Raw genomic sequence first — 23,779 nt, 5'->3', positions numbered from 1 at the left:
GCGCCAAGAAGGTGATGATCGACAAGGAGAACACCACCATCGTCAATGGCGCCGGCAAGAAGGCCGACATCGAAGCCCGCGTCACGCAGATCAAGGCGCAGATCGAGGAAACCACCTCGGACTACGACCGCGAGAAGCTGCAGGAGCGTCTCGCCAAGCTCGCGGGCGGCGTCGCGGTGATCCGCGTCGGCGGCGCGACCGAGGTCGAGGTCAAGGAGCGCAAGGACCGCGTTGATGACGCGATGCATGCGACCCGCGCCGCGGTCGAGGAAGGCATCCTGCCGGGCGGCGGCGTCGCCCTGCTCCGTGCCACCGAAAGACTGAAGAACGTGCGCACCCAGAACGACGACCAGAAGACCGGCGTCGAGATCGTGCGCAAGGCGCTGTCCGCACCGGCCCGCCAGATCGCCATCAACGCCGGCGAAGACGGCTCGGTCATTGTCGGCAAGATCCTGGAGAAGGACCAGTACGCCTACGGCTTCGACTCGCAGAACGGCGAGTACGGCAATCTCGTCACCAAGGGCATCATCGACCCGACCAAGGTGGTGCGCACGGCGATCCAGAACGCGGCTTCCGTGGCGGCTCTCCTGATCACCACCGAGGCGATGGTCGCCGAGCTGCCGAAGAAGAACGCTCCGGCCGGCGGCGGTATGCCCCCGGGCGGCGGCATGGGCGGCATGGACTTCTGATCCGTCCGCTTCAAGCGATCCAAAGGAATGCAAAACCCCGGCAGCAATGCCGGGGTTTTTGTTTTCGCTGAGCTCTTCCCTCTCGTCATTCCGGGGCGACGCGAAGCGTCGAGCCCGGCATCCATAACCACAGTCGTCAGTTGGAAATACCGCGATTCGTCGCGCCCCCGAATGACCTGGACGATGATGATCAATTGAACCGGACTACCAGCGGCACAATCGACCGCCGCGTTGCTTCAGGCGGCTCTGATGATCCTGTCAGGTGGCTGATGCAAATGACCGGCAGGAAGCACCGCCCAAAGCGGTTGGCCACTATTCATCAGCGGATCATCAATCCAACACGTTCGGAGCGGACCCGTGGTGTGCCGTCGTCCTTATCCGGCCCATTGGAAAAGTAGACCATCTCGACTCGACCGATCACGTTATTTAGGGGGATGTAGCCCATCGCGGAAAGCACGCGACTGTCGGTCGAATTGTCGCGATTGTCGCCGAGCATGAAGAAGTGGCCCGCCGGCACCACGTAGACATTCGTGTTGTCATAGAAACCGGCATCGATGCAATCGAGCGTCTGGTAGCTCACGCCATTGGGCAGCGTTTCACGCCAGCGTTTTACTTTCGCAGTGGGTTCAGCCCCGCAGGCATTGTCGCCGACCAAATCCTCAACCCGTTCGCGTCTTACCGCTGCTCCATTGATGTAGAGAGCGCCCTGTTGCATCTGAATGCGATCACCAGGCATGCCTACGACACGTTTGGCGTAGGTCGTCACGCCGTCCTTGGGCAGGATAAACACAACGACGTCTCCACGTACCGGCTCTGCGCCAAAGACGCGTCCTGACAACCACGACGGCGAAAACGGCAGCGAATAGCGGCTGTAGCCATACGCGAATTTCGATACGAAGACATTGTCACCGACGGCCAGCGTCGGATACATCGACCCGCTCGGCAAACTGAACGGCTGAAACAGGAACGTCCGAACAAAGAGTGCGATCAATACTGGGAACAGCAAGACTGCGCAGTAGGCCGTGATCGTGCGCCAGAACCCGAAGCCTTGGACGCGCGACAGCATCAGCAGCACGACCACGAACGACCAGAAGCCGAACAATGCAGCAACTACGGTTGCCACCTGCGAAATCACGGTCGGCGAGACACCGGCAGCGCCACTGAGTGGCTCCGCCAGGACATTGAGTGTCAGTGCGATGGCAAGCCCAACTATACCCGGCAGCGAGCTCCAGGCCAGTACAGCTCGCAATTCGAGCGTGGAGGCAGGACCGTCCAAGAGTCCTCCCATCGCGCGCAAGATCAACGCATTCACATACAGAAAGAGGATCCCGATAATCGCACTGCCGACGACGAATGCGAGCCAAAGCCGCCACCCGAACGAATCCACCAAGCCAAGGCTTAGGAACTCGGTGTAAAAACTGGCGATCGCTCCCAAGCCGGCAAGCAACCAAACGAGCCGCCGGGGCTGCGTCGTGACTATGCCTTCGATGGTCTCACGCGGACTAAGCCAAATGCTGGCCCATGGGGACCGCACGCCCTCGCCTTGCGTCGCCATCATGAGATTCCCTTCGCCTTGAGTGCGACGATCAACTTAGCCAACTCAAGGTCAAGCGCAATCAGCTCAAGATAGTTTTGCTCCAACCGGTGGTTACGAAACACCGCTGCAACGGATCACGCCCGAGACTCCCCGAAGCAGTCGCGCAACCAGTCGATGACGGCGCGCGCCGCCCTGTCCTGCTTCAGGTGGTTCTGCACCAACAGCCAGACGTCGCGCCGTCGCGGCAGGATCGTGGCGCGCAGGCGGCGGTCGGATAACAGATCGGCAGAGAAGTAGTCCGGCAGGATGCCGACGGCCTGATGGGTGCGGACCAAATCCTTGATGATGCGCGTATTGTCGGTGATGCAGCGCGCCTTCTCCTGCCAGCCGCGGCTTTTCAGGAATTGCGTCTCGGGGACCGGGCCGAGGTCCTCGGGATAGGCGCAGATCACGGGCTCAGTCTCGCCCTCTGCCGCGGGCTCGAACAGATAGAGCTTGAACTCGCCGAGCTTGGAAATCGTGAAATCGCCCTTCTCCGGCGTGCGCAGGCGAACGGCGAAATCCGCCTGCCAGCGCGAGAACTTCACGTTGCCGCTCGACGTGAGGAATTGCAGCGAGAGTCCTGGATGACGCACCAGGAGCTTGCACACGCGCGGTGACAGGATCTCCTCGGCAACGCCCGTGGTCGAGGCGATCCGGAAGCGACCGGCGAGGCCCGCATCACCGTCGCCGGCTCTCGCGATGGCGGCGGCATGCCCGGCCATGGCTTCGACGTGGTCCAGCACCATCTCGCATTGCCGGGTCGGCCGGCGCAGCCCGTCGGCGGTGTCGAACAGCCGAAAGCCCAGCGCACGCTGAAGCCGCTGCACGCGGCGCCCCACCGTGGTCTCGTCCATGCGCAGGCGGATGGCGGCACCGGCATAAGTGCCCTCGTCCCTCACCGCGGCGACGATCCGAAGGTCATCCCAGTTCATCCATATTCGCTAGCATGGGTCGAAGTTCCCCGGCAATATCGCAGCTACCGGCTGCAACAATGCGGCATGAACGGAAGGTGCCGCCGCGCTAGGTTGCGCACGTACAACCTTTGAGACGAAACCAACCATGACCGTTGCGAAAACCCTGCTCCAGCTTTCCGGCGCCGATCTCACCCCGCCCCGGCTTTCGGAATCCTGCCTGATTCTGATCGACATTCAGAACGAATATCGAGCCGGCCCCCTGGCGCTGCCCGGGGCCGATGCCGCCATCGCGAACGCAGCAAACCTGCTTGCCCGCGCGCGCGAAGCGGGTGCTGCCATCTTTCACGTGGCGCATCGCGGACGACAGGGCGGCCTGTTCGACCGCAGCGCGGAGCGCGGCGCCATTGTCGCAAGCCTCGCTGCGCAATCGAACGAGCCGGTGATCGAAAAGGGATTGCCCAATGCCTTTGCGGGCACCGATCTCCAGGCACGCCTTGGCACCACCGGACGAAAGAACATCGTCCTTGCCGGCTTCATGACCCATATGTGCGTGAGTTCGACCGCGCGCGCCGGGCTCGATCTCGGCTTTCGCGTCACCGTCGATGCGGACAGCTGCGCGACGCGCGACCTGCCCGACGGCCGCGGCGGTATCGTTTCCGCCGCCACTGTCCATGATGTCGCGCTGGTCGAGCTCTCCGACCGCTTTGCCATCATCGTGCGCGACGGCGCGTTGAGCTGAGCCGCGCGTCTGCGGGGGCGAAATTTCCGGGCGCGGCGCTGCCGCGCCGTGCCGGGATGATTGGTCTCAGTCGATGCTGGCAAGGACCGCGAGCTTGCGGATGCCCTTGTTGCGATAAGCGTCGAGGAACGCGTAGTAGTCCTTGAACGACACGCAGCCGTTGGAGTCACCGTTTGGCCCCAGCATGTAGGTGTGCGCGAGCAGGCCGTCGCGGCCGAAGATCGCGTCCTCGCCGCCGATCGGGGTCAGCCGCAGCGCCGGCACGCCGTGGAACAGCGCTTCGCGCGGCTTCATTTCGTAGATGTGCGGAGGCGTCACCCCGCGCATGCGAAGATGTGCGGAACGCGGATCGTCGAGATTGGAGCCGAGGCCCGAATGCGCTTCGAGCTTGGTACCGTCAGGCAGGTAAACGGTTTTCCGCGAAATGTCGTAGACCGCGGTGGAACGATCGTAAGGCGGCGATCCGCCGTGCATCGGGTTCTGGTTCTGCCCGATGCTCGCCGTAACGTCGGCATCGGCCGAGGCATAGGCCAGCACCGTGGAGGTCGACGGCTGCTTGCCCCAGAGCTTTTCGACCATCGACGCCTTCTCGCCCGAGGCGATCGACATCACGGCAGCCTTGGCGCGTTCGGCCATGTCGCGGATCGAGACGCCGGCGGACCTCCTGGTCTCCGGCTCGGATGGCGCCGGCGTATTGAGCGCCAATTGCGTCGGCGCGGCCGGCGCCTGCTTCGACTTGGCCGCGGTGAATTTGGATGTGTCGGACTTGGCCGCTTCGGCCATCTTCGAAACCTCACCCGGCCTGCTCGGCCCGGCTGGCTTCGCCGCTTCGGCGACCGCAACGGGCGGAGCGGCACTCGCGGCATTTGACGGCACGCTCTGCGCCTCGGAAGCCGCAAAGCGCTCGGCGAACAGGGTCGCGGTGATGGGCCCGGCCGGCGCGTTGGCGAGCGGGCGCTCGTCCGGCAGCGCGGCAAACACTTGCTCGATCGCTTCGCTGGGGATGCGCGCGCCGATCCGGGGCGCGTGCTTGATCATCGGCTCGTCATAGCTGGTGCTGCCGAGCGTCGGATAGACGCTCGCGGCGATGATGTTGGTATAGACCGTCCAGCCACACCCCAATACCAGGCAGCCGACCGCGGCGGCGCCGAACAGATTGGGAGAAATGGCTTTACGGGAAGATCTCTTGGGAGATCTCTTGGAAGACTTACAGGGCTTCCGTGCCGCAAAACTCGGCGCTGCGATACTCGTACTCATTCGCCTCGCGTCCAGGACGGTTCTACTTTGTCCCCTGCCAAGGACCGTGTCTGGTCAGGTTCCACCACAGCATCTGACAGAGGCGCGGAGCGGCATTAAGGCGACTTTTCGTTAAATGCGGATTAAGTTCGGGCGGAACTTAGGCAATGTGTTAACGCTGTCCCATTTTGGGATAAGGCCTTGCAATCACGTGTTTTTCCGCAACCGAGCAGGCCTCAAAAACCAGCGAGTTCCGGCGGTGGCGAGTGGTCCAATACCTCGCCCCTGGCGCCTTCGAGCAGGTCGACACCGTAAATTTCGATCACCAGCGGGCCGCGCCTGCGCGGCAGTTCCGCCACCCGCGTGACGCCCGAAAAAATCTCGTTCAGGAAGACGCGGCCGCGGGGCCGGATCTCGTCGACATAGAGCAGCTTGCCGGCAAGCATCTGCCGATCGGGCTCGGGCATGTTAATCCAGCGGATGCGCTGCGATCGCTGGATCACGCAGGTGCCGGTCGGCAGATAGAAGGCAAGCCAGGCCGTGGTGCCGTAATCGGGCGCGAGCACGCAGGTTGCGCCGACACGCGCGCGCACCGCCTCGATCTGCCTGGCAAGTTCGGGCCAGCCGACGCCGACGCTGCGCACGGTGGCGTCGCGACGATAGCCGGAGAGCACGCCGGTGTTGGCCTGCACGATCAGGGCCGCAAACATCAGGATGCCGGTGGGCGCTGCCCAGCGCAGGCAGAAGTCGGCAACGCGCTGCACACGCGGACGCCATTGCGCGAGATTGGCGGCGACGGCGGCGGCGACGGCAAAGGCAGGATAGACCGGCGCGAACCAGTTCGCCTCGACGCGCGCATGCAGCGAGTGCCAGGCGAAATAGGCAACGACGGTCCAGAACATCGTAATGAGCAGCATGCGCGAGGCCCAGGCGCCGACCTTGCGCCGGATCAGGGCATAAAGTCCCATCGCGCCCAGGATGAAGACGAGCGGGGTAGCGAAGGCGATCTGGGTCGGGATCAGCTCGAGGATAAAGATCGGGCGGAAGTCCTCGATGCGGGCGCGACCGAACTGCTTGAGGAACGACACCCATTGATGCTCGGCATTCCAGAGGATCACGGGCGAAAAGACCAGGAATGCGACGATGCCGCCGAGATACGGCCATGGCGAAAGCAGCCAGAAGCGCAATTTCGGCACCGCGAGCAGCCAGATCAGGATGGCGAGCCCGAAGAACAAGGCGGTGTATTTCGACAGCAGCGCCGCCCCGACGGCGGCTCCCACCGCAAGCCACCACGCGCCGCGTCCGGTCTCAAGCACCTTGGCTAGAAAAAACAGCACGAAACTCGAGGCGACCAGAAGAGGCGCATCGGGCGTGACGATCAGTGTCCCGACCGCCGCCATCAGCGTCACATTGAGCAGGATGGCCGCGGTGGCGGCGACGCGAACGCCACCGAACAGGATCTCGGTGGAACGAAACACGGCCCAGCTCATCGGCAGCGCCAGCAGGATCGAAACAAAGCGGACGCCGAATTCGCTGTCGCCGGCGATCAAAGTGCCGGCGCGGATCACCGCGGCGACCATCGGCGGATGGTCGTAATAACCGCCCGCCAGATGTTTCGACCACAGCCAGTAATAGGCTTCGTCGAACGTGATGGGCGTGAAGGCGGCGGCAAGGAGCCGCAAAGCGACAAGCGCTACGATCGTGAGCGCCGTGTTTCGGACGAGCCGCGCGTCACTCGGGCTCATTGCGCATCATCGCTTGCGCCAGACGAACAGACCGGACATGGCGTAGTTCCACACCACGCCCATCAGCGCGCCCGCGGCGCCAGCAAGCCACCAGATCGGCTCCTGGTCGTAGACCGAGAACGCAACGCCCACATTGGCGAACAGGCCGACGCTGCACACGAGATAGAAGGCAATGAGGCCGCGCAGGATCGCAAGGCCCTTGAGCCGCTGGTCGCGATAGGTAAGAAAATTGTTCAGGATGAAATTGCTGGTCATGGCAACGATGGCGCCGGAAGCCTGCGCCTCGGCGAACGGTGCCTTGAAGATCTCGAGCACGACGAAGAGCGTGGCGAGGTGAACGACCAATCCGATCGAGCCCACCATCGCGAACAGGAGAAAGCGCAACGACACCGCGTCGTTGGTCAACTTCGCCAGCACGAGGCCAAGGAAATCGAGCGCCACCATGGAATCGAGCTTGCTTTCGCCGTGCTGGCGCGCGCCGAAAGTATAGGGAACCTCGACGGTACGGAGTTCGCCGCGCGCGGTCGCCACGAGATCGAGCAGGATCTTGAAGCCGTGCACCGATAATTTGGGCGCCAGTTGCTCGAAGCGGTCGCGACGGATCATGAAGAAGCCGCTCATCGGGTCCGCGACTTTGACCTGCAGCATCTGCTTGGCGACTTCGGTGGCAAGGGCGCTCGCGCCGGCGCGCTGCTTGTTGAACCCTTCGGCGCGATAGCCTTCGATATAGCGGCTGCCGACCACGAGCTCCGCCTGTCCGCTCCGCAGCAGCGACAGCATGTTTGGCAGCTGGGTTTCGTCATGCTGCAAATCGGCGTCCATCACCGCGGCATAAGGCGCGCTGGACGCCAGGATGCCCTCGATGCAGGCGCCCGACAGCCCTCTCCGGCCGATCCGGCGGATGCAGCGCACGCGGCTGTCCTGCTGCGCCAGGCGGCGCACTGCTTCCGAGGTACCATCAGGCGAATTGTCGTCGACGAAGATGATTTCCCAGGAAATGCCGGAAAGCGTCGCTTCGAGGCGCCGGTACAGCACCGCGACGTTGTCTCGTTCGTTGAAGGTCGGAATGACAACCGAAAGCTCCGGCACGCCCGAGCCCGGCTCCAGGACCGGGTGCTCCAAGGCCTGCGGTGGGTTTTCGGCGCCCGGTCGGATGGCTTCGTTCATGGGCAGCGTATATCCGCCGCCTTCTCCGATGCCAAGCCGCCGCTCCACAGGAAAAGGGCCCAAAGGGGGCCAAAATACCAACGACCCGGAACAACGGGCGCGCGTACATCCGGCGCTGCCGAGCTATTCCGAGGTCGTACCGGCGCCGGAGCTTTCCGCTGCAACGTCGCCGTTAGAGGCGAGATAGGAACTTGTCCGACGATCCGCAAGGGCTCGGCGCTAGTTGTTTGGAACCTCCCGAATCACCGGGCCCCGCGGAGCCGGCGCAGCGGGAGCCGGGGCGGCGACCGGCTGCTCGACCTTGGGCGCTCTGCCGAATTGTCCGATCGGACCAAAAACCACTGCGACCGCGAGCACGATGGCCGCGACGATCGCACCCAGAATGCCACCTACCGACTCGGACGACATGCCAACGCGTTCCCTCTTGCCATTGGCGAATAGTTACCATGGAAAACCGTGCAGCCGAAAGAGGAAGGAATTCCGGCAGCGATCCGTGCAATTCGGACAATGCCACTTCTGCAAGGCCCTGTGCTTGATGAAAGCCGGCGGCGTATTGAGTAAGCGCCTGCAACTGGCCTGTCACCTCTGCATTGACTAGGATGGCCTTGCCGAGTTCCCTAACCCCGAGAACCTGAAGTGGCCGCGTCAAAGACCAACCAGAACAAATCCGGCAGCATCTATATCGGCGTCGGCGGCTGGACGTTCGAGCCGTGGCGCGGCGTGTTTTATCCCGACAAGCTCGCGCAAACGAAGGAGCTTGCCTACGCCGCCTCGAAACTGACCTCGATCGAGATCAACGGCACCTATTACGGCTCGCAGAAGCCGGAGAGTTTTCGCAAATGGGCGAGCGAGGTGCCCGATGGATTCGTGTTCTCGGTCAAGGGACCGCGCTTTGCCACCAACCGCCGCGTGCTCGCCGAGGCTGGGGACTCCATCAAGCGCTTCTACGATTCCGGCGTGCTGGAGCTCGGCGACCGTCTCGGCCCAGTGCTGTGGCAGTTCGCGCCGACCAAGAAGTTCGATCCGGTCGATTTCGGCAAGTTTCTCGAGCTCCTGCCCCGCGAGCTCGATGGCAAGGCGTTACGCCACGTGGTCGAGGTGCGGCACGATAGCTTCCGCGCCCCGGATTTCGTCGCGCTGCTGCGCGAGTTCGAAACCCCCGTGGTCTTTGCCGAGCACGGCAAGTATCCGGCGATCGCCGACGTCGTCGGCGACTTTATCTATGCGCGGCTGCAGAAGGGCCGTGACGAGATCAAGACCTGCTATCCTCCGCAACAGCTTGATGCCTGGGCGAAGCGCTTTCAATTGTGGGCGGGCGGCGGCGAGCCCGACGACCTGCCGAAGGTCGATAACGCCAAACCGAAGAAGCAACCGCGCGACGTTTTTGCGTATGTGATCCATGAGGGCAAGGTGCGCGCGCCGGCGGGCGCGATGGAATTGATTGGCCGGGTGAGTTGAGAGAAGCTTTGAATGGCCAAGACGAAGAAGCTGTTCACCATCGGCTATGAACAGACACCGCCAAGTGCGGTGCTGGACGAACTGGAAGGTGCCGGCGTGAAGCTCCTCGTCGACGTGCGCGCCGTGACGTCGTCGCGCCGGCCCGGCTTTTCCAAGAAGCAGCTTGCGGCGGCGCTCGACGAGCGCGGCATCGGCTACGTGCATCTTGCCGCGCTCGGAACGCCGAAAGAGGGGCGCCTCGCCGCGCGCAGCGGCAAGGTGGATCTGCTCCACCAGATCTATTCCAAACACTTGAAGACGCACGAGGCCCGCGAGCAGCTCGATGAACTTTCTTCGCTGGTGAAAAAGGCCGGCCCGGCCTGCCTGCTCTGCTACGAGCGCGACCACGCCAATTGCCATCGCCAATGGATCGCCGAGATCATCGAGGAGCGCGATGGCGTAAAGGTGGAAAACCTGGTGGCGCCGCAAGTGTAGTCGTCATTCCCTGGCGCGAGGAAGTCGCGAACCCGGAATCCGTCGGGCCGCAGCGACGGTGGATCAATGGATTCCGGGTTCAATGCTGCGCATCGCCCCGGAATGACGGGCAGAACTAGCCGGCCAGCCGAAACGTTCCCTCCATCATTGGCACGCAATGGCCGCCGACATGGGCGGAGACGATGGCGCCGTTCTGCTTGCGCACGCGCGTCAGCAACAGGCTCGGCCGCCCCATGTCCACGCCCTGCCCTGTCCTGAGCCTCAGTTCGCCATCGCGGGCCGGATCGAGATCGGCAAACAGCGCCGCCGCCGCCACGGTGGCGCTGCCGGTGGCGGGATCCTCCGAAAGGCCGCTCGCGCCGGGATGGAACATGCGGGCCTGCACGTCGCACGGCTGCTCGGCTGAGGGCACCTCGCGCGTATAGAGATAGATCGCGTCGGCACCATCGATCGGAAAGGTGCGCGCGAACGCAGCGGTATCGGGACTGGCACGGCGTAGCGCCTCGCGCGAGGCAAGTTCGACGGCAAGGATTGGTAAGCCGACCGAGATGATGTGGGGCGGATGCCTATCTGTCTTGATGTCGGCCGCGGACAGCGACAGGCAGGCCGCCGCCTGCTCCGCACCGACCTGCGCCGAGCGCTTGAGTGGTTGCGGCGCGGTCAATTCGGCGCCGACAACGCGGCCGTCCTCTTTCAGGATTTCGACCGTCACCAAGCCCGCCTTTTCCTCGAACAGCAGGCGCGGCGGCGCGGTTTCGCCGAGCCTTGCCAGCACGAAGGCAGTGCCGACGTTGGGATGACCCGCAAACGGAATCTCTGAATGCACGGTGAAGATGCGCACCTCGGCATCGTGTCCCTCCGCGCGCGCCGGCAGCACGAATGTCGTCTCGGAATAGTTGAACTCCTTGGCGATCGCCTGCATCTGGGCTGTCGAAAGACCTCCGGCGTCGAGCACGACCGCGAGCGGATTGCCGCCGAACGCGCAGTCGGTGAAAACATCCAACGTCATGTAGCGGCGCTGCATCTGTCTTTTCCCCCGCGGCAGCCGTGACTATCCGACTTATGATAGCACGCCTATGATGACCGCCGTAATACCCGCAGGCTCGGAGCATGCGGAGCAATCGAGCCCGTGGCTTTCGCTATCCCAACTGCCATACCGCGACCGGTCGCTCGTAACCCCGTACCTCGACTTCGCCGCGCGCGACGGCATCGCCGCCGCCTTGGCCCAATGCTTCGCGAACGGCCTCCGATATCAGCAATTGCGAGCCGAACTCCTTGTTCAGCGCTTCCAGCCTCGAAGCAAGGTTAACGGTGTCGCCGATCACGGTATATTCCTTGCGCCGGGGCGAGCCGATGCAGCCCGCGGCCGCCTCACCGAAATTGAGGCCGATGCCGATGCGCAGCGGCCAGTTCGATTGTGCGTTGATGCGCTCCATGGCGGCGAGCATCTCGCGTCCGGCCGCCACCGCGCGCAGCGCGGCGTCATCGGCTTCCAGCGGCGCCCCGAACAGCGCCAGAAAGCCGTCGCCCAGAAACTTGTTCACGATGCCGCCATGGCGATCGACAATCTCGACCAGTATGGCGAACGCGCTGTTCAGCCGTTCGAACACCTCGCGCGGGGAGCGCGATCGCGCAGCCGCGGTAAAGCCGCGGAAGTCCACAAACATGACGGCGACGCGTCTGATCTCACCCGCGGTGCTCGCTTCCTCGGTCATCAACTGCTCCACCACTTGCGGCGATACGTGCCGTCCGAACAGGTTCGTGACGCGGTCGCGCGCCGTGGCCGCCTCGATGCTCGCGGCAAATTGCCGACGCAGCTGCGTGCCGACGGCGCCTGCCAGCACGCCGCAGGCCAGGATGATGAAGCTGCGCGTGGCGTGGTAGTAGAGCTCAGGCTCGTCAAAGTCGGCGGCAGGACGGTAGTACATCGCCACGAGGAACAATTCGCCTGCCGCGACGAGGCCGGTGAACGTCGAAAGCCGGAAATCGAGCCGCAATGTGGAAAGGATGATGAAGACGAAATAGATGAGCGGCATGGCATAGCCCAGCGCCGCAATCGATCCCATGCTCTGGATCTGCAGCACCAGAATGACCGTGGGGATCGACGTCTCGACGAACGCGCCGATGTAGCGCCAGGCCGGGTGCAGGTCGTGGTCCCGCTTCAGGTTGCGCCGGATCGATGCATGGCTCCAGAGCTCGAACAGGATGAACAAGATCAGGATCGCGTAGACATGGCCCCGCCCGAACCCGCCGTGCCACAGCCGATCCAGAACGCCAGGGTCGGTCAGGTAGATCGCGGTCAGGGACAGCATCAGGACGCAGCCGGTGACGATGAGCGCCTTGACCCGGATGAGCTCGGTGCGAAGAACCTCACGCATGAACGCGCGCTCGAAATCCGCGGACATCGCCGCAAATTCCAGACGCTTCCCCGCCCCGTCAGGTTTCACCGTCATACCCCCGCGGTCATTCCGGGGCATTCTGCATCAATCGAGCGTGCGGCGAAAGCGCGTCACCGCAATCGTCATCGCCAACATCATGAGCGCTGCAAGGGCGATGGCATCGTACTCCAGGTTCTGCAGAGTGGCGCCCTTCAGCATGATGGCGCGGACGATGCGCAGATAGTGCGTGAGCGGCAGGCCCTCGCCAATATATTGTGCCCACACCGGCATGCCCGAGAACGGAAACATGAAGCCGGACAGCAAGATGCTCGGCAGAAAGAACATGATCGAAAGCTGCATCGCCTGAAGCTGGTTCTGCGCGAGGGTGGAGAACGTATAGCCAATCGAGAGGTTGGTGGTTATGAACAGTGTGGAGAGCAGCGCGAGCATGACCAGACTGCCGAGCACCGGCACGCCGAACATCAGCACGCCGATGCTGAGGATCAGGAAGGCCTGGATGAAGCCGACCAGCACGTACGGGATGATCTTGCCGAACATCACCTCGACCGGCCGGATCGGCATCGAAAGCAGGCTTTCCATGGTGCCGCGCTCGACTTCGCGGGTCACCGACAGAGCGGTGAAGATCAGCATGGTCATGGTGAGGATGGTGCCGACGAGACCCGGCACGATGTTGAGGCGGGATGAGGCGGCCGGGTTGTAGCGCGCATGCGCCCGGATCTCGAACGGCAGGGCCGGCGGATCACCGGCAAACAAATCGTGCGCCAGCGCGGTCTGCACCAGCGTGCCAAGCGATCCCAAGGCCGCGCCTGCGGCTACGGGATCGGTAGCGTCCGCCGCGACCAACAGTGCCGGCCGCTCGCCCCGGCGCACGGCACGCTCGAACCCGCGCGGGATCTCGACGCCGAACAGCACCTTGCCCGACATCAAGAGATCGTCGAACTCCTCGACATCATGCACTTCGCGCGTGAAGCGGAAATAGGCGGTGTTCTCCAGCGCCTTCAGGACCGAGCGGGCGAGATCGCTTTCCTCCTGCAACAGGACCGCGGTCGGCATGTGGCGCGGCGTGGTGTTGATGGCGAAGCCGAACAACAGGAGCTGCATCACCGGAATCATCACGATCATCCCGAACGACACGCGGTCGCGCCGGAGCTGGATGAATTCCTTCACCACCATCGCATAGGCGCGCCGCCAGAAGCCGAAGCGTGGCTCACGGTCCGGTTGGTTCTCGTCCACTGCGCGAACGATGCTCATTGGAAATTGTCCCTTGAGCGGCTCATCAGTTCGATGAAGACGTCCTCGAGCGAGGGATGGGAATGCTCCCAGCGCAACGACGGGCGGTCGCGCCAGGGCGCGATCGCCGCCTCCAGTGCCGCCGTGTCGCGGCCGGAGACGTGCAGGGAGGTTCCGAACGGCGCCACCATGTCGACCCCGGGCTTGCCGGCAAGCTCATTGCCGAGTGCGCCGAGGTCCTCGCCTGTCACAGTGTAGGTGGTAAGCGCCGATTTTGCGATCACCTCGTCCACGGTGCCGTGCGTCAGCAAATAGCCGTAGGCGATGTACGCGATTTCATGACAGCGCTCGGCCTCGTCCATGTAATGGGTGGAGACCAGCACGGTCAGCCCGTCGGCGGCGAGCGCATGAATCTCGTTCCAGAAATCGCGACGCGCCTTCGGATCGACGCCGGCGGTCGGCTCGTCAAGCAGGAGTAGTTGCGGATTGGGCAAGGTGCAGGCACCGAGCGCCAGGCGCTGCTTCCAGCCGCCGGACAATTCACCGGCAAGCTGGTCCTCCCGGCCGGACAGTCCGAGGCGCCTGATCATCTCGCGCGCCGCACCGCGCGGATCCGGCACGCCGTAAACGCGCGCCACGAATTCCAGGTTCTCGCGCACGGAGAGATCCTGATAGAGGCTGAACCGCTGCGTCATGTAGCCGACATGGCGCTTGATGCGTTCGGCGTCGCGCCGGATGTCGTAGCCGAGGCAGGTTCCCTCGCCGCCATCGGGCGTCAGCAGGCCGCAGAGCATGCGGATGGTCGTGGTCTTGCCGCTTCCGTTGGGGCCGAGGAAGCCGTAGATCGAACCGCGCCTGACCTGCATCGATAGATCATGCACGACCTCGCGGCCGCCGAAGGATTTCGTCAGGCCCTTGACGTCGATCGCAATGTTTGAGGCGTCCACGCCGTTCATTGCCGAGCCGCGACCGGTATCTTGGGGTTGAAATAGACGCTGATCGGCTGCCCGACGCGCAGCGCGTCGGGCCGCGAGGGCCTTGCCTGGATCAGGTAGACGAGCTTGTTGCGCTCATCGAGACTGTAGATCACCGGCGGGGTGTACTCGGCGGTGGTCGCGATGAAATAGATCTTCGCGATCAGGTCGGCAGAGCAGTTGTCGCAGGTCACCCGCACCTCGTCGCCGATTGCGAGCTTCGGCAGTTCGGCTTCCGGCACGAAGAACCGTATTTTCATGTTGCCCGGCGGCATGATCGACAGTACCGGCCGCTGCGCCGGCGCCATCTCCCCTTCGCGGAAGTAGATCTGCTGGACGGTGCCGGCGACCGGGGCAAACCCCTTGCGCCTGTTGAGCCGCGTTTCCGAGGTGGCAACGCGCGCTTCGGCCACCCGCAGTGCCGAGACGGCGGCATCCAGGGTCGCCTGTGTTCCTGCGCCGGTCCTGCTCAGCGACAACGCGCGGTCGTAGGTCTGTTGCGCGTTGGCGAGCGTTGCCTTGTTCTGGTTGAGATCGGCAAGCTGCAGATCATCGTCCACGGAATAAAGGGGATCGCCGACCTTCACTTGGTCGCCCTCGCGAACGTTAAGCCTGGTCACCCGCCCGGACTCGTCGGGGCTGACGAAGATCATGTCGGCCTCGACCCAGCCCTGGTAACCGGGATCGCGCTGCTCGTTGCAGCCGGCAAGGCTGGCTCCGAGGGCAAGGACCAGGGCAAGGTGCAGGATGGTTCGCGACGGGGTCATGCCGTCCTCCGTTCGCCGAAGATCAAGTTGAGATGGACGCGCAGCATCTCGTTGGCGTCGAGCGGCGCATGGCGCGCAAACAGACTTTGCCAGATCACGGCCATCAGCGCCGGTGCGACCATAATCTGCGGAAAGCGCGCGAGATCCTTTTCTCGGATCTCGCCGCGCGCGATGCCAAGTTCGATCAGCGCCCGCATGCGGGTGAGCGCGCGGGAAACGACCTCGCGGTAGTAGAAATCGGCAATTGCCGGAAACCGCGGTCCCTCGGCGAGGATCAACCGCACGAGGTCGGCACGTCGCGTGTTCACCACCTCCCGCACGAAGGTCCTTGCGAAGGCCTCGATCATGTCGCGCACCGAAACACCGGGTGATGGCAGCGGATCGAGCCGACTTACCAGCGGCACGATCACGGTGCGCACCAGTTCCTCGAACATGGATTCCTTGTCCTTGAAATGCAGGTAGATGGTGCCCTTGGCGACGCCGGCGCGCCGGGCGATGTCATCAAGCCGGGTGGCGGCAAAGCCGCGCGCAATGAACTCTTCAAGAGCGGCTTCGACGATCGCAGCGCGCCGCTCCGCCGCCTTTGCCGCGCGATTGGACGGCGATTTGCCCGCAGGCGTCCCGTGATCGCGCCGGGTCCTTGCGGCGACGCCCCTCTTCGGCTGCTGCCTGACTGCGCCCAGCTTTGCGGATCTCGCCACAGGCTTTCCTTCCAGCGTATGACTGCTGAATTATGACTGACCGGTCAGTCAATGTCAAGCCCGCAAAGCGATCCTGCAAGGCTCCGGCCTTACAGGCACTTGCGGATGTAGGGCCGATTGACCTCCCACAGTTCGTTCAGGAGTTCCCGCGCAGCGATCTCGGAATTGACGACCGGGTCGATCAGGAGCGCCTGGAGAGCGAGTTCCTTGGAGGCATGCATGGCCGCCTCGACCGCCAGCTGCTGAACATTGACCTGCACGGCCATCGACTTGGCCACTGCATCCGGCAGCGGCCCGAGCGAAACCGGATGCACGCCGGCCATGTCGGCCATCGCGGGAACTTCCACCGCGGCGCTCTCGGGCAGATTGGGAATGACCTGACCGTTGTAGACGACCGCCGACTCGATCAACTGCTTCCGGTTGTGCAGGACCGCCGAGATGATCGTCACCGCGCGCTCGCCGGACGGCATCGACCACCACGACGGCATCTCCTCCCTCCCCGCCAGAACACTATCGATCTGCCGGACCAGCTTGGCACGCTCGCCTTCGTCCCAGTCGAAATTGTACCCGCCCTCCCCGGCTTCCCAGCCGAACGAAAAATACTCGCCGACATGACCGTCGCCGCAGCCGAGCCAGTATCCGAAGGCGCGGAACAGCTTTCGCGTCAGCGGCTCGTACGAGGGATTGAAGCTCTGCTCTTTTTCACGGAGCAGCGGATAGAGGTCGGCCCCGGTCGTGCGATCACGGATCTGCATCAGACATTGGAAGTGGTTGAGGCCTGCTCCCCACACGTCTACCCGGTCCTCCGGCAGGCCGAGGATGGTCGCAACATGCCCGCGCGCGAGAAAGATGCCGTGGCACAGCCCGAGGCTACGGAGCCTGGAGTATCGGCCCAGCGCCAATACGATGCGGCTCTCGGGATTGGAGAAATTGATGAACAGCGCCCGCGGGCAGCGCAATTCCATCTCGCGCACGAAGTCGAAGACGACGGGCAAGGTTCGTAGCGTGAAGAACAGGCCGCCGGGACCGCCGTTCTCGCCGAGCGTATGCCGGATGCCGAACTTGCGCGGCACCTCGAAATCGAGGCGCCACAAGCGATTGCGATCGATCGCGGTGGAATGGACGACAAATTCGGCGCCGTCGAGTGCCGCGCGCCAATCGGTGGTGGCCTCGATCTTCAGCCCGGCGCCGGATTTTTCGTTGAGCAGCCTGGCGAGTCCCTCCGAGCGGCGGAGGCGCTCGGCATTGCGCCCCACCAGGACCAGGCTGCTGCCGGCGAGATCGCGCGTGGAGAACAGGTCGCGGTACATGCTCATCCCGAAGGATGCGCTGCTCGCGCCGAGAAAGACGATCCTGGTTGTCTGAGCCATGGTGTGAAAACCGATCGAGCGGGCGGCAGGACGGGCGAATCTACTGACTATCGTAGCGGCGTCTCACCTCGCTTGTTTGATCGGAGTCAAGCATCGCGGCCGATCCCGACCCGAAATAAGGGGTGCAGTGACGCCGGCGCGCGTGCTCCCGCCGACGCGGAAACGTGGTCAGGCGTGAAACTTCAAGCCGTCGACAATTTTATCGATCACCTTGCGTTCTGCGCGCATCGCAAGGCCGACCAAGTTCAGATCGGCGCGGGCAACCGCCCTCACTGCCTCGCGGTTGGCGGCATCGTGCGTGGTCCTGAACATGTCCTCTGTATAGACCGCCGGCGTCACGTTCCGTGTCAGCGCCCGATCCAGCGCGCGTGACAGCCCCGACCGGTCGGCGCCGTAGATCAGGATCGGCTGACCGATCAGCGACAGATATTTCGTGCCGGAGCCATCCTCGTAAGGCTCGCCGATGCATTCGGGAAAAGCGGCGGCGATGCCGCTGGTCAGGAAGGCGGCGACGTTCAGCTTCTGCCAATCCTGAAGGTCGGTTCGGATCACAAGCGCGATCTTGGTATCGAACTGCATGGATCACTCCGATGTCATTCCGGCGCACGGAAAAATCCGTTCCCGGACGAAGGGCGCATCGGGAAATGCCGTTTTCATGGCATTATAAATTGTATCGTCGCGCCAAAGCGCGCCTCGGATGCCGGTCGGATCAACCTTTCGCGTCGCAGGCCCAGGCCCGGATCACGCATTGCTTGCCGCCGAACTTATAGCATTCGCGCGTGGCGGCATTCAGAGAACTCGAAATCTTCGGGCGCACGGCATAGCCATGGGCACCACAGGGATTGGAGAGGTCGACCGCGAACGCGGCACAGGCGCGTTTCATTGTCACCGCGGTACATTCGCCCTTGCACTGCTTCAGCGCGGCGGTGCGCGCTGCTTGCTCGCCGCGGAAATCATAGGCCTGGCCGTACGCGCCGCATTTTCCGACGGCAAGGGCACCGGCGGCGCGGGTTTCCGTCACGAAACGTGACGTACAGACCGCGACGGCCAGCAAAAAAAAGAACGCCGCGCAGCGGCGCGCGACGAGGGTCGAAATCATTGAGCCCCTTCCCCAGTGGTCAGCCGCCAAAATCTAGCCAAGGGGCGTTTCAACTTGGTGAACGGGGAGGCCTACGCCCGGCATCAGACCGGCCCTGCGGCGGATCAGCGCGGTGCGAATCGATCCCAATACCGATTTGACGAAGACGATTGACACATCCGCTGCGAACGTTCCAATTACCGCCCAACCAAGCACCTCTGTCAGGGAAGGAAAAAAGTATGCGGAAATTTGCGGTTACGGTTGCGGTTGCAATGGGTCTGACGTGCGGTACGGCCGCTGCCCAGGAAACCGTGAAGCTTGGCTACATCGACCCTCTCTCGGGCGGCGGGGCGTCAATCGGCGAAATCGGCCTCAAGACCTTCCAGTACCTGGCCGACCAGATCAACGCGCAAGGCGGGTTGCTCGGCAAGAAGGTCGAAATCCTCCCCCTCGACAACAAGACCAATCCGCAGGAAGCGGTGGTGCAGGCCCAGAAAGCGATCGATGCGGGTGCCCGTTACATCACGCAAGGCAACGGCTCCTCGGTCGCAGCGGCCCTTTCGGATTTCGTGACCAAGTACAACGACCGCAATCCGGGCAAGGAGGTGCTGTACTTCAACTATGCCGCCGTCGACGACGCGCTGACCAACGACAAATGCTCGTTCTGGCATTTCCGCTGGGACGCCTCTTCCAGCATCAAGATGGCCGCGATGACCAACTATCTGAAGGGTCAGCCGAGCGTCAAAAAGGTCTACCTGATCAACCAGGACTATTCATTCGGCCAGGGCCTGCGCAAGCTTGCACTCGAAATGCTCAAGGCCAAGCGGCCGGACATCGAGATCGTCGGCGACGAGTTGCATCCGCTGCTGAAGATCACGGACTTCTCGCCCTATGTTGCCAAGATCAAGGCGTCCGGCGCTGACTCCGTCATCACCGGCAACTGGGGTCAGGACATGGCGCTGCTGCTGAAAGCTGCGGCGGACGCGGGCATGCAGGCGAACTGGTACACTTATTATGCAGGTGGTGCGGGCGGCCCGACCGCGATCAAGCAGACCGGACTTGCCGACAAGATCTACGACGTCGTGGAAGGCGACCCGAACACCGCGATCGAGGCGGCCCAGACCACGGAGACCGAATTCCGCAAGAAGTACGGCATCGGGATCTGGTATCCGCGCGCCTTCAACGAGATGCGGATGTTTGCCCGAGCGGTCAAGGAAGCCAATTCGCTCGATCCGAAGGCCGTCGCGCTCAAGCTGGAAGGCATGACCGCCGACGTGTTCGACGGCGGCAAGGGCACCATGCGCAAGGACGACCACCAGTTCTTCCAGGACATGTACATCCGCTCCTTTGGCCCCCTGAAGCCGGGCCAGAAGTTCGATGAGGAAGGGACCGGCTGGGGCTGGACGGTGAAGGGCAAGATCGCGGCCGGCGATACCAACGTGCCGACGACCTGCAAGATGGAGCGCCCGTAACGCCTCTCGCGCAGGCAAACCGGCCGGATCTGACTTGTTCAAACTCGCCGAGGTCGATTGTAGTCGACCTCGGGATACGGCAAGACAGTGTATTCCACTCCTGCCGGACCTTTCGGACTGCCAATGCTTGAACTCATTACATTCTCGACCTTGAACGGCGTGCTCTACGGCATGCTGCTGTTCATGATGGCGAGCGGACTGACGCTCATCTTCTCCATGATGGGCGTGCTCAATTTCGCGCACGCCAGCTTCTACATGATCGGAGCCTATTTCGGCTTCGAGATTGCCCGCCGCATCGGCTTCTGGCCCGGCTTCTTCGTCGCCCCGCTGCTGGTCGGGGTCGTCGGTGGCCTGATCGAGCGCTACGGACTGCGCCAGGTCCACCGCTTTGGTCACGTGGCCGAGTTGCTCTTCACCTTCGGCCTCGCCTTCGTGATCGAGGAACTGGTGAACATGATCTGGGGCAGGTTGCCGGTGGACTATCGCGTGCCACCGTCGCTTGATTTCGTCGCTTTCCGCCTGTTCGACACGACCTATCCGGCGTACCGCATCTTCATGCTGGCCACGGCGGTTGCGATGTTCGTGTTCCTCCTCATCGTTCTCAAGCGCACCCGCGTCGGCCTCATCATCCAGGCGGCGCTCACGCATCCGAACATGGTCGCCATGCTCGGTCACAACGTGCCGCGGGTCTTCATGATGGTGTTCGGCGTCGGCGCGGGCCTCGCGGGCCTTGCCGGCGTGATCGCGGGACCGGCGCTCGTCACGCAGCCCTCCATGGCGGCGCTGCTGGGTCCCATCCTGTTCGTCGTGATCGTCGTAGGCGGTCTCGGCTCGCTCGGCGGCGCCTTCGTCGCCTCTCTGCTGATCGGCCTGATCCAGACCTTCGCGGTCGCCATCAACGTTTCGCTTGCCGATGCGATCGGCCCGTCCGCCGCTTCGCTGCTCGGCGAGCTCGGCCGGGCGCCGCTGGCCCAGATCGCACCGGTCCTGCCCTATCTCCTGCTGGTGCTGGTCCTGATCTTCAGGCCCAGGGGACTGTTCGGAACCAGGGAATCATGATGGGCGGCTTTCGCATCCTTCTTGCCTTTGTCGCGCTGGCGGCGGGGCTCGTGATTGCGCCCTATGTTTTCTCCTCGGGCGTGGCGCTCACGATGATGAGCCTGATGGGCGTGATGATCATCTTTGCGCTGTCCTACAATATCCTGCTCGGCCAAACCGGGCTGCTGTCGTTCGGACATGCGGTCTATTACGGCCTTGCCGGGTTCTGCGCCGCGCACGCCATGAACCTGATTGCGGCCAACAAGCTCCCCATTCCGCTGCCCGCGGTGCCGCTGATCGGGGCGGCCGCCGGCCTGTTCTTCGGGGTCATATTCGGCGCTGTGTCCACGCGCCGCGCCGGCACCGTGTTCGCCATGATCTCCCTTGGCCTCGGCGAGCTCGTCGCCGCCTTCGCGCTGGTCCTGCACACCTTCTTCGGCGGCGAGGAAGGCATCGCGACCAATCGGGTGAAGCTCGCACCGTTCTTTGGCTACAAGTTCGGTCCGCAGATCCAGGTCTATTACCTCATCGCCTTCTGGTGCCTTGTCTGCATCATCCTGATGTACGCCCTAACGCGCACGCCGTTTGGCCGCATGTGCAACGCCGTGCGCGACAATCCCGAACGCGCCGAATTCATCGGCTACTCCACCCAGCGCGTGCGCTTCCAGGCCTTCGTGCTGTCCGCGGTGTTCGCGGGCATCGCCGGCTCGCTTGCCGCCATCAATTTCGAACTGATGAACTCGCAAGCGGTCGGTGCGGCCACCTCCGGACAGGTCCTGTTGATGACCTTCGTCGGCGGCATCGGCAATTTCGCCGGCCCGATCATCGGCGCGGTGCTCATCACCTTCCTGCAGATTTCGCTGTCGGACGTCACCAAGGCGTGGATGCTCTATTTTGGCCTGCTGTTCATCCTCGTCGTCATGTACGTGCCCGGCGGCATCGCGGGCTGGCTCGCCCTGCACCGGCCGCTTCTGCGCGGCGGGCGCATCTTCAAGCTGGTACCGATCTATGCCCTGACCGCGATCCCCGCGGCGGCGCTCGTGTTCGGCTGCATCCTCCTGATCGAGCTCGCCCACCACATGCTGGTCGAAGCGCATACTGACGGCCCGATGCTCTCCGTCTTCAGGGTCTCGATGAACGGTGCGAGCATCGGGCCCTGGCTGTCCGCCCTGGTCCTGTTTTTTGGCGGCGCCATCGGCTTGCGGGCGCTGTGGCCGCGCGTCGGCGATGCTTGGGCGATTGCCATGAACGACAAGAGCGAGGAGGCCGCGCCATGACCGTCGCCATATCGCTCAAGGACGTTCGCAAGAACTTCGGGCCCACCGAGATCATCCGGGGGGTGACGCTCGACATCAATCAGGGTGAGCGTCACGCCATCATCGGACCGAACGGCGCCGGCAAATCCACGATGTTCCACTTGATCAGCGGGCGCCTCAAAGTGTCCTCGGGTGCGATCGAACTGAAGGGCGAGGACGTCACCCATCTTCAGCCCTATGAAATCAATCGCAGGGGCCTGTCGCGCAGCTTCCAGGTGACCAACATCTTTCCCAAGCTTTCGGTGTACGAGAACATCCGCTGTGCGGTGCTGTGGTCGCTCGGCTACCGCTATTCGTTCTGGCGCTTCGTCGACCGCCTGCAGGACGCCAACGAGCGCGCCGCGGAAATCATGGAAATGATCGGCCTTTCCTCGCGTCATGACGTGCCTGCGGGCGTGCTGGCCTATGCCGAGCAGCGCGCGCTTGAGATCGGTATCACCATTGCAGGTGGCGCCGACGTCATCATGCTCGATGAGCCGACCGCCGGCATGAGCCACGCCGAGACCGAGCAGGCGGTGGCGTTGATCCGGAAAGTCTCGGAGGGCCGCACGCTGATCATGGTCGAGCACGACATGGGCGTGGTGTTCGGGCTCGCCGACCGCATCTCCGTGCTGGTCTATGGCCAGATCATCGCCTCCGATGCGCCGCAGGCAATCCGCGCCAACCCCGCAGTGCGCGAGGCCTACCTTGGCGAAGAGGCGCACGCATGACCGCGCTGCTCGAGGTGGAGAACCTGCACGCCTACTACGGCAAGAGTCACATCCTCCACGGGGTGACCTTCAACATCAACCGTGGCGAGATCGTATCGCTGCTCGGCCGCAACGGCGTCGGACGATCGACCACCATCAAGGCGATCATGGGAGACGTGCAGCCGTTCGGCTCGGTCAGGTTCAGGAGCAGGGAGATCTCGGGGCTGAAGCCACACCAGATCGCGCGGCTCGGCCTCGGTTACGTTCCGGAGAATCGCGACATATTCCCGTCGCTGACGGTTCGCCAGAACCTGATGCTCGGGCAGAAATGGGCCAAGCAGACCGGCCGCTGGTCGATGGGAGACATGTTCAAGATCTTCCCGCGGCTGGAAGAGCGCGCCGACACCATGGCGGGCGTGCTCTCGGGCGGCGAGCAGCAGATGCTGACCATGTGCCGCACGCTGATGGGCGATCCCGATCTCGTCATGATCGACGAGCCGACGGAAGGGCTTGCGCCGATGATGGTCGAGCTGGTCGGCAAGCTGCTCGAGGAGATCGCCGGGCGCGGCATCTCCATCCTCCTGGTCGAACAGAAGCTGACGATCGCGCTCAAGATTAGCCATCGCCTCTACGTCATGGGCCATGGCCGGATCGTGTTCGAGGGCAGCGTGCCCGAGTTCAACGCGGATACCAAGGTGCGGCAGGACTGGCTGGAGGTGTGAGGCCTCGCTTTCCCTTGTGCCC

The 23,779-nt window shown here is 63.5% G+C and carries 24 protein-coding genes; 9 read left to right on the top strand and 15 right to left on the bottom strand.

Annotated features, from left to right (window positions below; translation table 11 throughout):
- A partial coding sequence (locus HY852_RS11815) for a TCP-1/cpn60 chaperonin family protein (RefSeq protein ID WP_291604846.1) occupies positions 1–689 on the top strand: 689 nt, incomplete at its 5' end.
- 319 nt (positions 690–1,008) lie between these two features.
- Here the strand turns inward: HY852_RS11815 and lepB are convergent.
- Both lepB and HY852_RS11805 read right to left on the bottom strand, forming a co-directional pair.
- On the bottom strand, positions 1,009–2,244 hold the full coding sequence (gene lepB / locus HY852_RS11810) for a signal peptidase I (RefSeq protein ID WP_291604845.1): 1,236 nt from the start codon (positions 2,242–2,244) through the stop codon (positions 1,009–1,011).
- A 116-nt stretch (positions 2,245–2,360) separates the two neighbouring features.
- Positions 2,361–3,200: a LysR family transcriptional regulator gene (locus HY852_RS11805; protein WP_291604843.1), complete on the bottom strand. Its 840-nt coding sequence runs from the start codon at positions 3,198–3,200 to the stop codon at positions 2,361–2,363.
- 127 nt (positions 3,201–3,327) lie between these two features.
- On the opposite strand from HY852_RS11805, the gene HY852_RS11800 reads away from it, so the two are divergent.
- Positions 3,328–3,921 carry a cysteine hydrolase family protein gene (locus HY852_RS11800; protein ID WP_291604842.1) on the top strand — a complete coding sequence of 198 codons (594 nt, stop codon included), beginning with the start codon at positions 3,328–3,330 and terminating at the stop codon, positions 3,919–3,921.
- 66 nt (positions 3,922–3,987) lie between these two features.
- On the opposite strand, the gene HY852_RS11795 is transcribed toward HY852_RS11800, so the two are convergent.
- The 4 genes from HY852_RS11795 to HY852_RS11780 form a co-directional block, all read right to left on the bottom strand.
- Complete coding sequence (locus HY852_RS11795; RefSeq protein ID WP_291604841.1) at positions 3,988–5,178, bottom strand: DUF2778 domain-containing protein; 1,191 nt, start codon at positions 5,176–5,178, stop codon at positions 3,988–3,990.
- Positions 5,179–5,393: 215 nt separating this feature from the next.
- Positions 5,394–6,902: a glycosyltransferase family 39 protein gene (locus HY852_RS11790; RefSeq protein WP_291604840.1), complete on the bottom strand. Its 1,509-nt coding sequence runs from the start codon at positions 6,900–6,902 to the stop codon at positions 5,394–5,396.
- A gap of 6 nt (positions 6,903–6,908) precedes the next feature.
- A complete protein-coding gene (locus tag HY852_RS11785; RefSeq protein ID WP_291604839.1) occupies positions 6,909–8,069 on the bottom strand; it encodes a glycosyltransferase family 2 protein in 1,161 nt (386 codons plus the stop codon).
- Between the two features lie 219 nt (positions 8,070–8,288).
- Complete coding sequence (locus tag HY852_RS11780) at positions 8,289–8,477, bottom strand: hypothetical protein (RefSeq protein ID WP_291604838.1); 189 nt, start codon at positions 8,475–8,477, stop codon at positions 8,289–8,291.
- 228 nt (positions 8,478–8,705) lie between these two features.
- Here HY852_RS11780 and HY852_RS11775 point away from each other — a divergent pair, with 228 nt between their 5' ends.
- Complete coding sequence (locus HY852_RS11775) at positions 8,706–9,527, top strand: DUF72 domain-containing protein (RefSeq protein ID WP_291604837.1); 822 nt, start codon at positions 8,706–8,708, stop codon at positions 9,525–9,527.
- Between the two features lie 12 nt (positions 9,528–9,539).
- Complete coding sequence (locus HY852_RS11770) at positions 9,540–10,001, top strand: DUF488 family protein (protein ID WP_291604836.1); 462 nt, start codon at positions 9,540–9,542, stop codon at positions 9,999–10,001.
- A 115-nt stretch (positions 10,002–10,116) separates the two neighbouring features.
- Here the strand turns inward: HY852_RS11770 and HY852_RS11765 are convergent, their stop codons facing one another.
- From HY852_RS11765 to HY852_RS11725, 9 genes are all read right to left on the bottom strand, one after another.
- Positions 10,117–11,025, bottom strand: a complete 909-nt coding sequence (locus HY852_RS11765; RefSeq protein ID WP_291604835.1) for a PhzF family phenazine biosynthesis protein — start codon at positions 11,023–11,025, stop codon at positions 10,117–10,119.
- 115 nt (positions 11,026–11,140) lie between these two features.
- On the bottom strand, positions 11,141–12,454 hold the full coding sequence (locus tag HY852_RS11760) for an adenylate/guanylate cyclase domain-containing protein (protein WP_291604834.1): 1,314 nt from the start codon (positions 12,452–12,454) through the stop codon (positions 11,141–11,143).
- A gap of 30 nt (positions 12,455–12,484) precedes the next feature.
- A complete protein-coding gene (locus HY852_RS11755; protein WP_291604833.1) occupies positions 12,485–13,651 on the bottom strand; it encodes an ABC transporter permease in 1,167 nt (388 codons plus the stop codon).
- A complete protein-coding gene (locus HY852_RS11750) occupies positions 13,648–14,586 on the bottom strand; it encodes an ABC transporter ATP-binding protein (protein WP_291604831.1) in 939 nt (312 codons plus the stop codon). Before HY852_RS11750 ends, HY852_RS11755 begins: the two co-directional genes overlap by 4 nt.
- Positions 14,583–15,371: an efflux RND transporter periplasmic adaptor subunit gene (locus HY852_RS11745; RefSeq protein ID WP_291604829.1), complete on the bottom strand. Its 789-nt coding sequence runs from the start codon at positions 15,369–15,371 to the stop codon at positions 14,583–14,585. Before HY852_RS11745 ends, HY852_RS11750 begins: the two co-directional genes overlap by 4 nt.
- Positions 15,368–15,931, bottom strand: coding sequence for a TetR/AcrR family transcriptional regulator (locus tag HY852_RS11740; RefSeq protein ID WP_291604851.1), 564 nt, complete (start codon positions 15,929–15,931; stop codon positions 15,368–15,370). The genes HY852_RS11745 and HY852_RS11740 overlap by 4 nt, the downstream gene beginning before the upstream one ends.
- Before the next feature lie 230 nt (positions 15,932–16,161).
- Positions 16,162–17,442, bottom strand: a complete 1,281-nt coding sequence (locus HY852_RS11735; RefSeq protein WP_291604828.1) for an alpha-glucosidase/alpha-galactosidase — start codon at positions 17,440–17,442, stop codon at positions 16,162–16,164.
- 168 nt (positions 17,443–17,610) lie between these two features.
- A complete protein-coding gene (locus HY852_RS11730; RefSeq protein WP_291604827.1) occupies positions 17,611–18,021 on the bottom strand; it encodes a DUF2000 family protein in 411 nt (136 codons plus the stop codon).
- Positions 18,022–18,151: 130 nt separating this feature from the next.
- Complete coding sequence (locus HY852_RS11725) at positions 18,152–18,541, bottom strand: DUF4189 domain-containing protein (RefSeq protein WP_291604850.1); 390 nt, start codon at positions 18,539–18,541, stop codon at positions 18,152–18,154.
- Positions 18,542–18,759: 218 nt separating this feature from the next.
- Here HY852_RS11725 and HY852_RS11720 point away from each other — a divergent pair, with 218 nt between their 5' ends.
- The 5 genes from HY852_RS11720 (at position 18,760) to HY852_RS11700 (ending at position 23,757) form a co-directional block, all read left to right on the top strand.
- Positions 18,760–19,992, top strand: coding sequence for a branched-chain amino acid ABC transporter substrate-binding protein (locus tag HY852_RS11720; RefSeq protein WP_291604826.1), 1,233 nt, complete (start codon positions 18,760–18,762; stop codon positions 19,990–19,992).
- 123 nt (positions 19,993–20,115) lie between these two features.
- Positions 20,116–21,051 carry a branched-chain amino acid ABC transporter permease gene (locus tag HY852_RS11715; protein WP_291604825.1) on the top strand — a complete coding sequence of 312 codons (936 nt, stop codon included), beginning with the start codon at positions 20,116–20,118 and terminating at the stop codon, positions 21,049–21,051.
- Entirely contained in the window at positions 21,048–22,307 is a 1,260-nt protein-coding gene (locus HY852_RS11710; RefSeq protein WP_291604823.1) for a branched-chain amino acid ABC transporter permease, read from the top strand. The genes HY852_RS11715 and HY852_RS11710 overlap by 4 nt, the downstream gene beginning before the upstream one ends.
- Complete coding sequence (locus HY852_RS11705) at positions 22,304–23,056, top strand: ABC transporter ATP-binding protein (RefSeq protein WP_291604822.1); 753 nt, start codon at positions 22,304–22,306, stop codon at positions 23,054–23,056. The genes HY852_RS11710 and HY852_RS11705 overlap by 4 nt, the downstream gene beginning before the upstream one ends.
- Positions 23,057–23,061: 5 nt before the next feature.
- Positions 23,062–23,757: an ABC transporter ATP-binding protein gene (locus tag HY852_RS11700; RefSeq protein ID WP_291604849.1), complete on the top strand. Its 696-nt coding sequence runs from the start codon at positions 23,062–23,064 to the stop codon at positions 23,755–23,757.
- Positions 23,758–23,779: the final 22 nt, after the last annotated feature.

The organism is Bradyrhizobium sp., from assembly GCF_016213215.1.
Classification (GTDB): Bacteria; Pseudomonadota; Alphaproteobacteria; order Rhizobiales; family Xanthobacteraceae; genus Bradyrhizobium.
The sequence above is the reverse complement of the archived record's forward strand: the minus strand, read 5'-3'. Positions and strand labels throughout refer to the sequence as shown.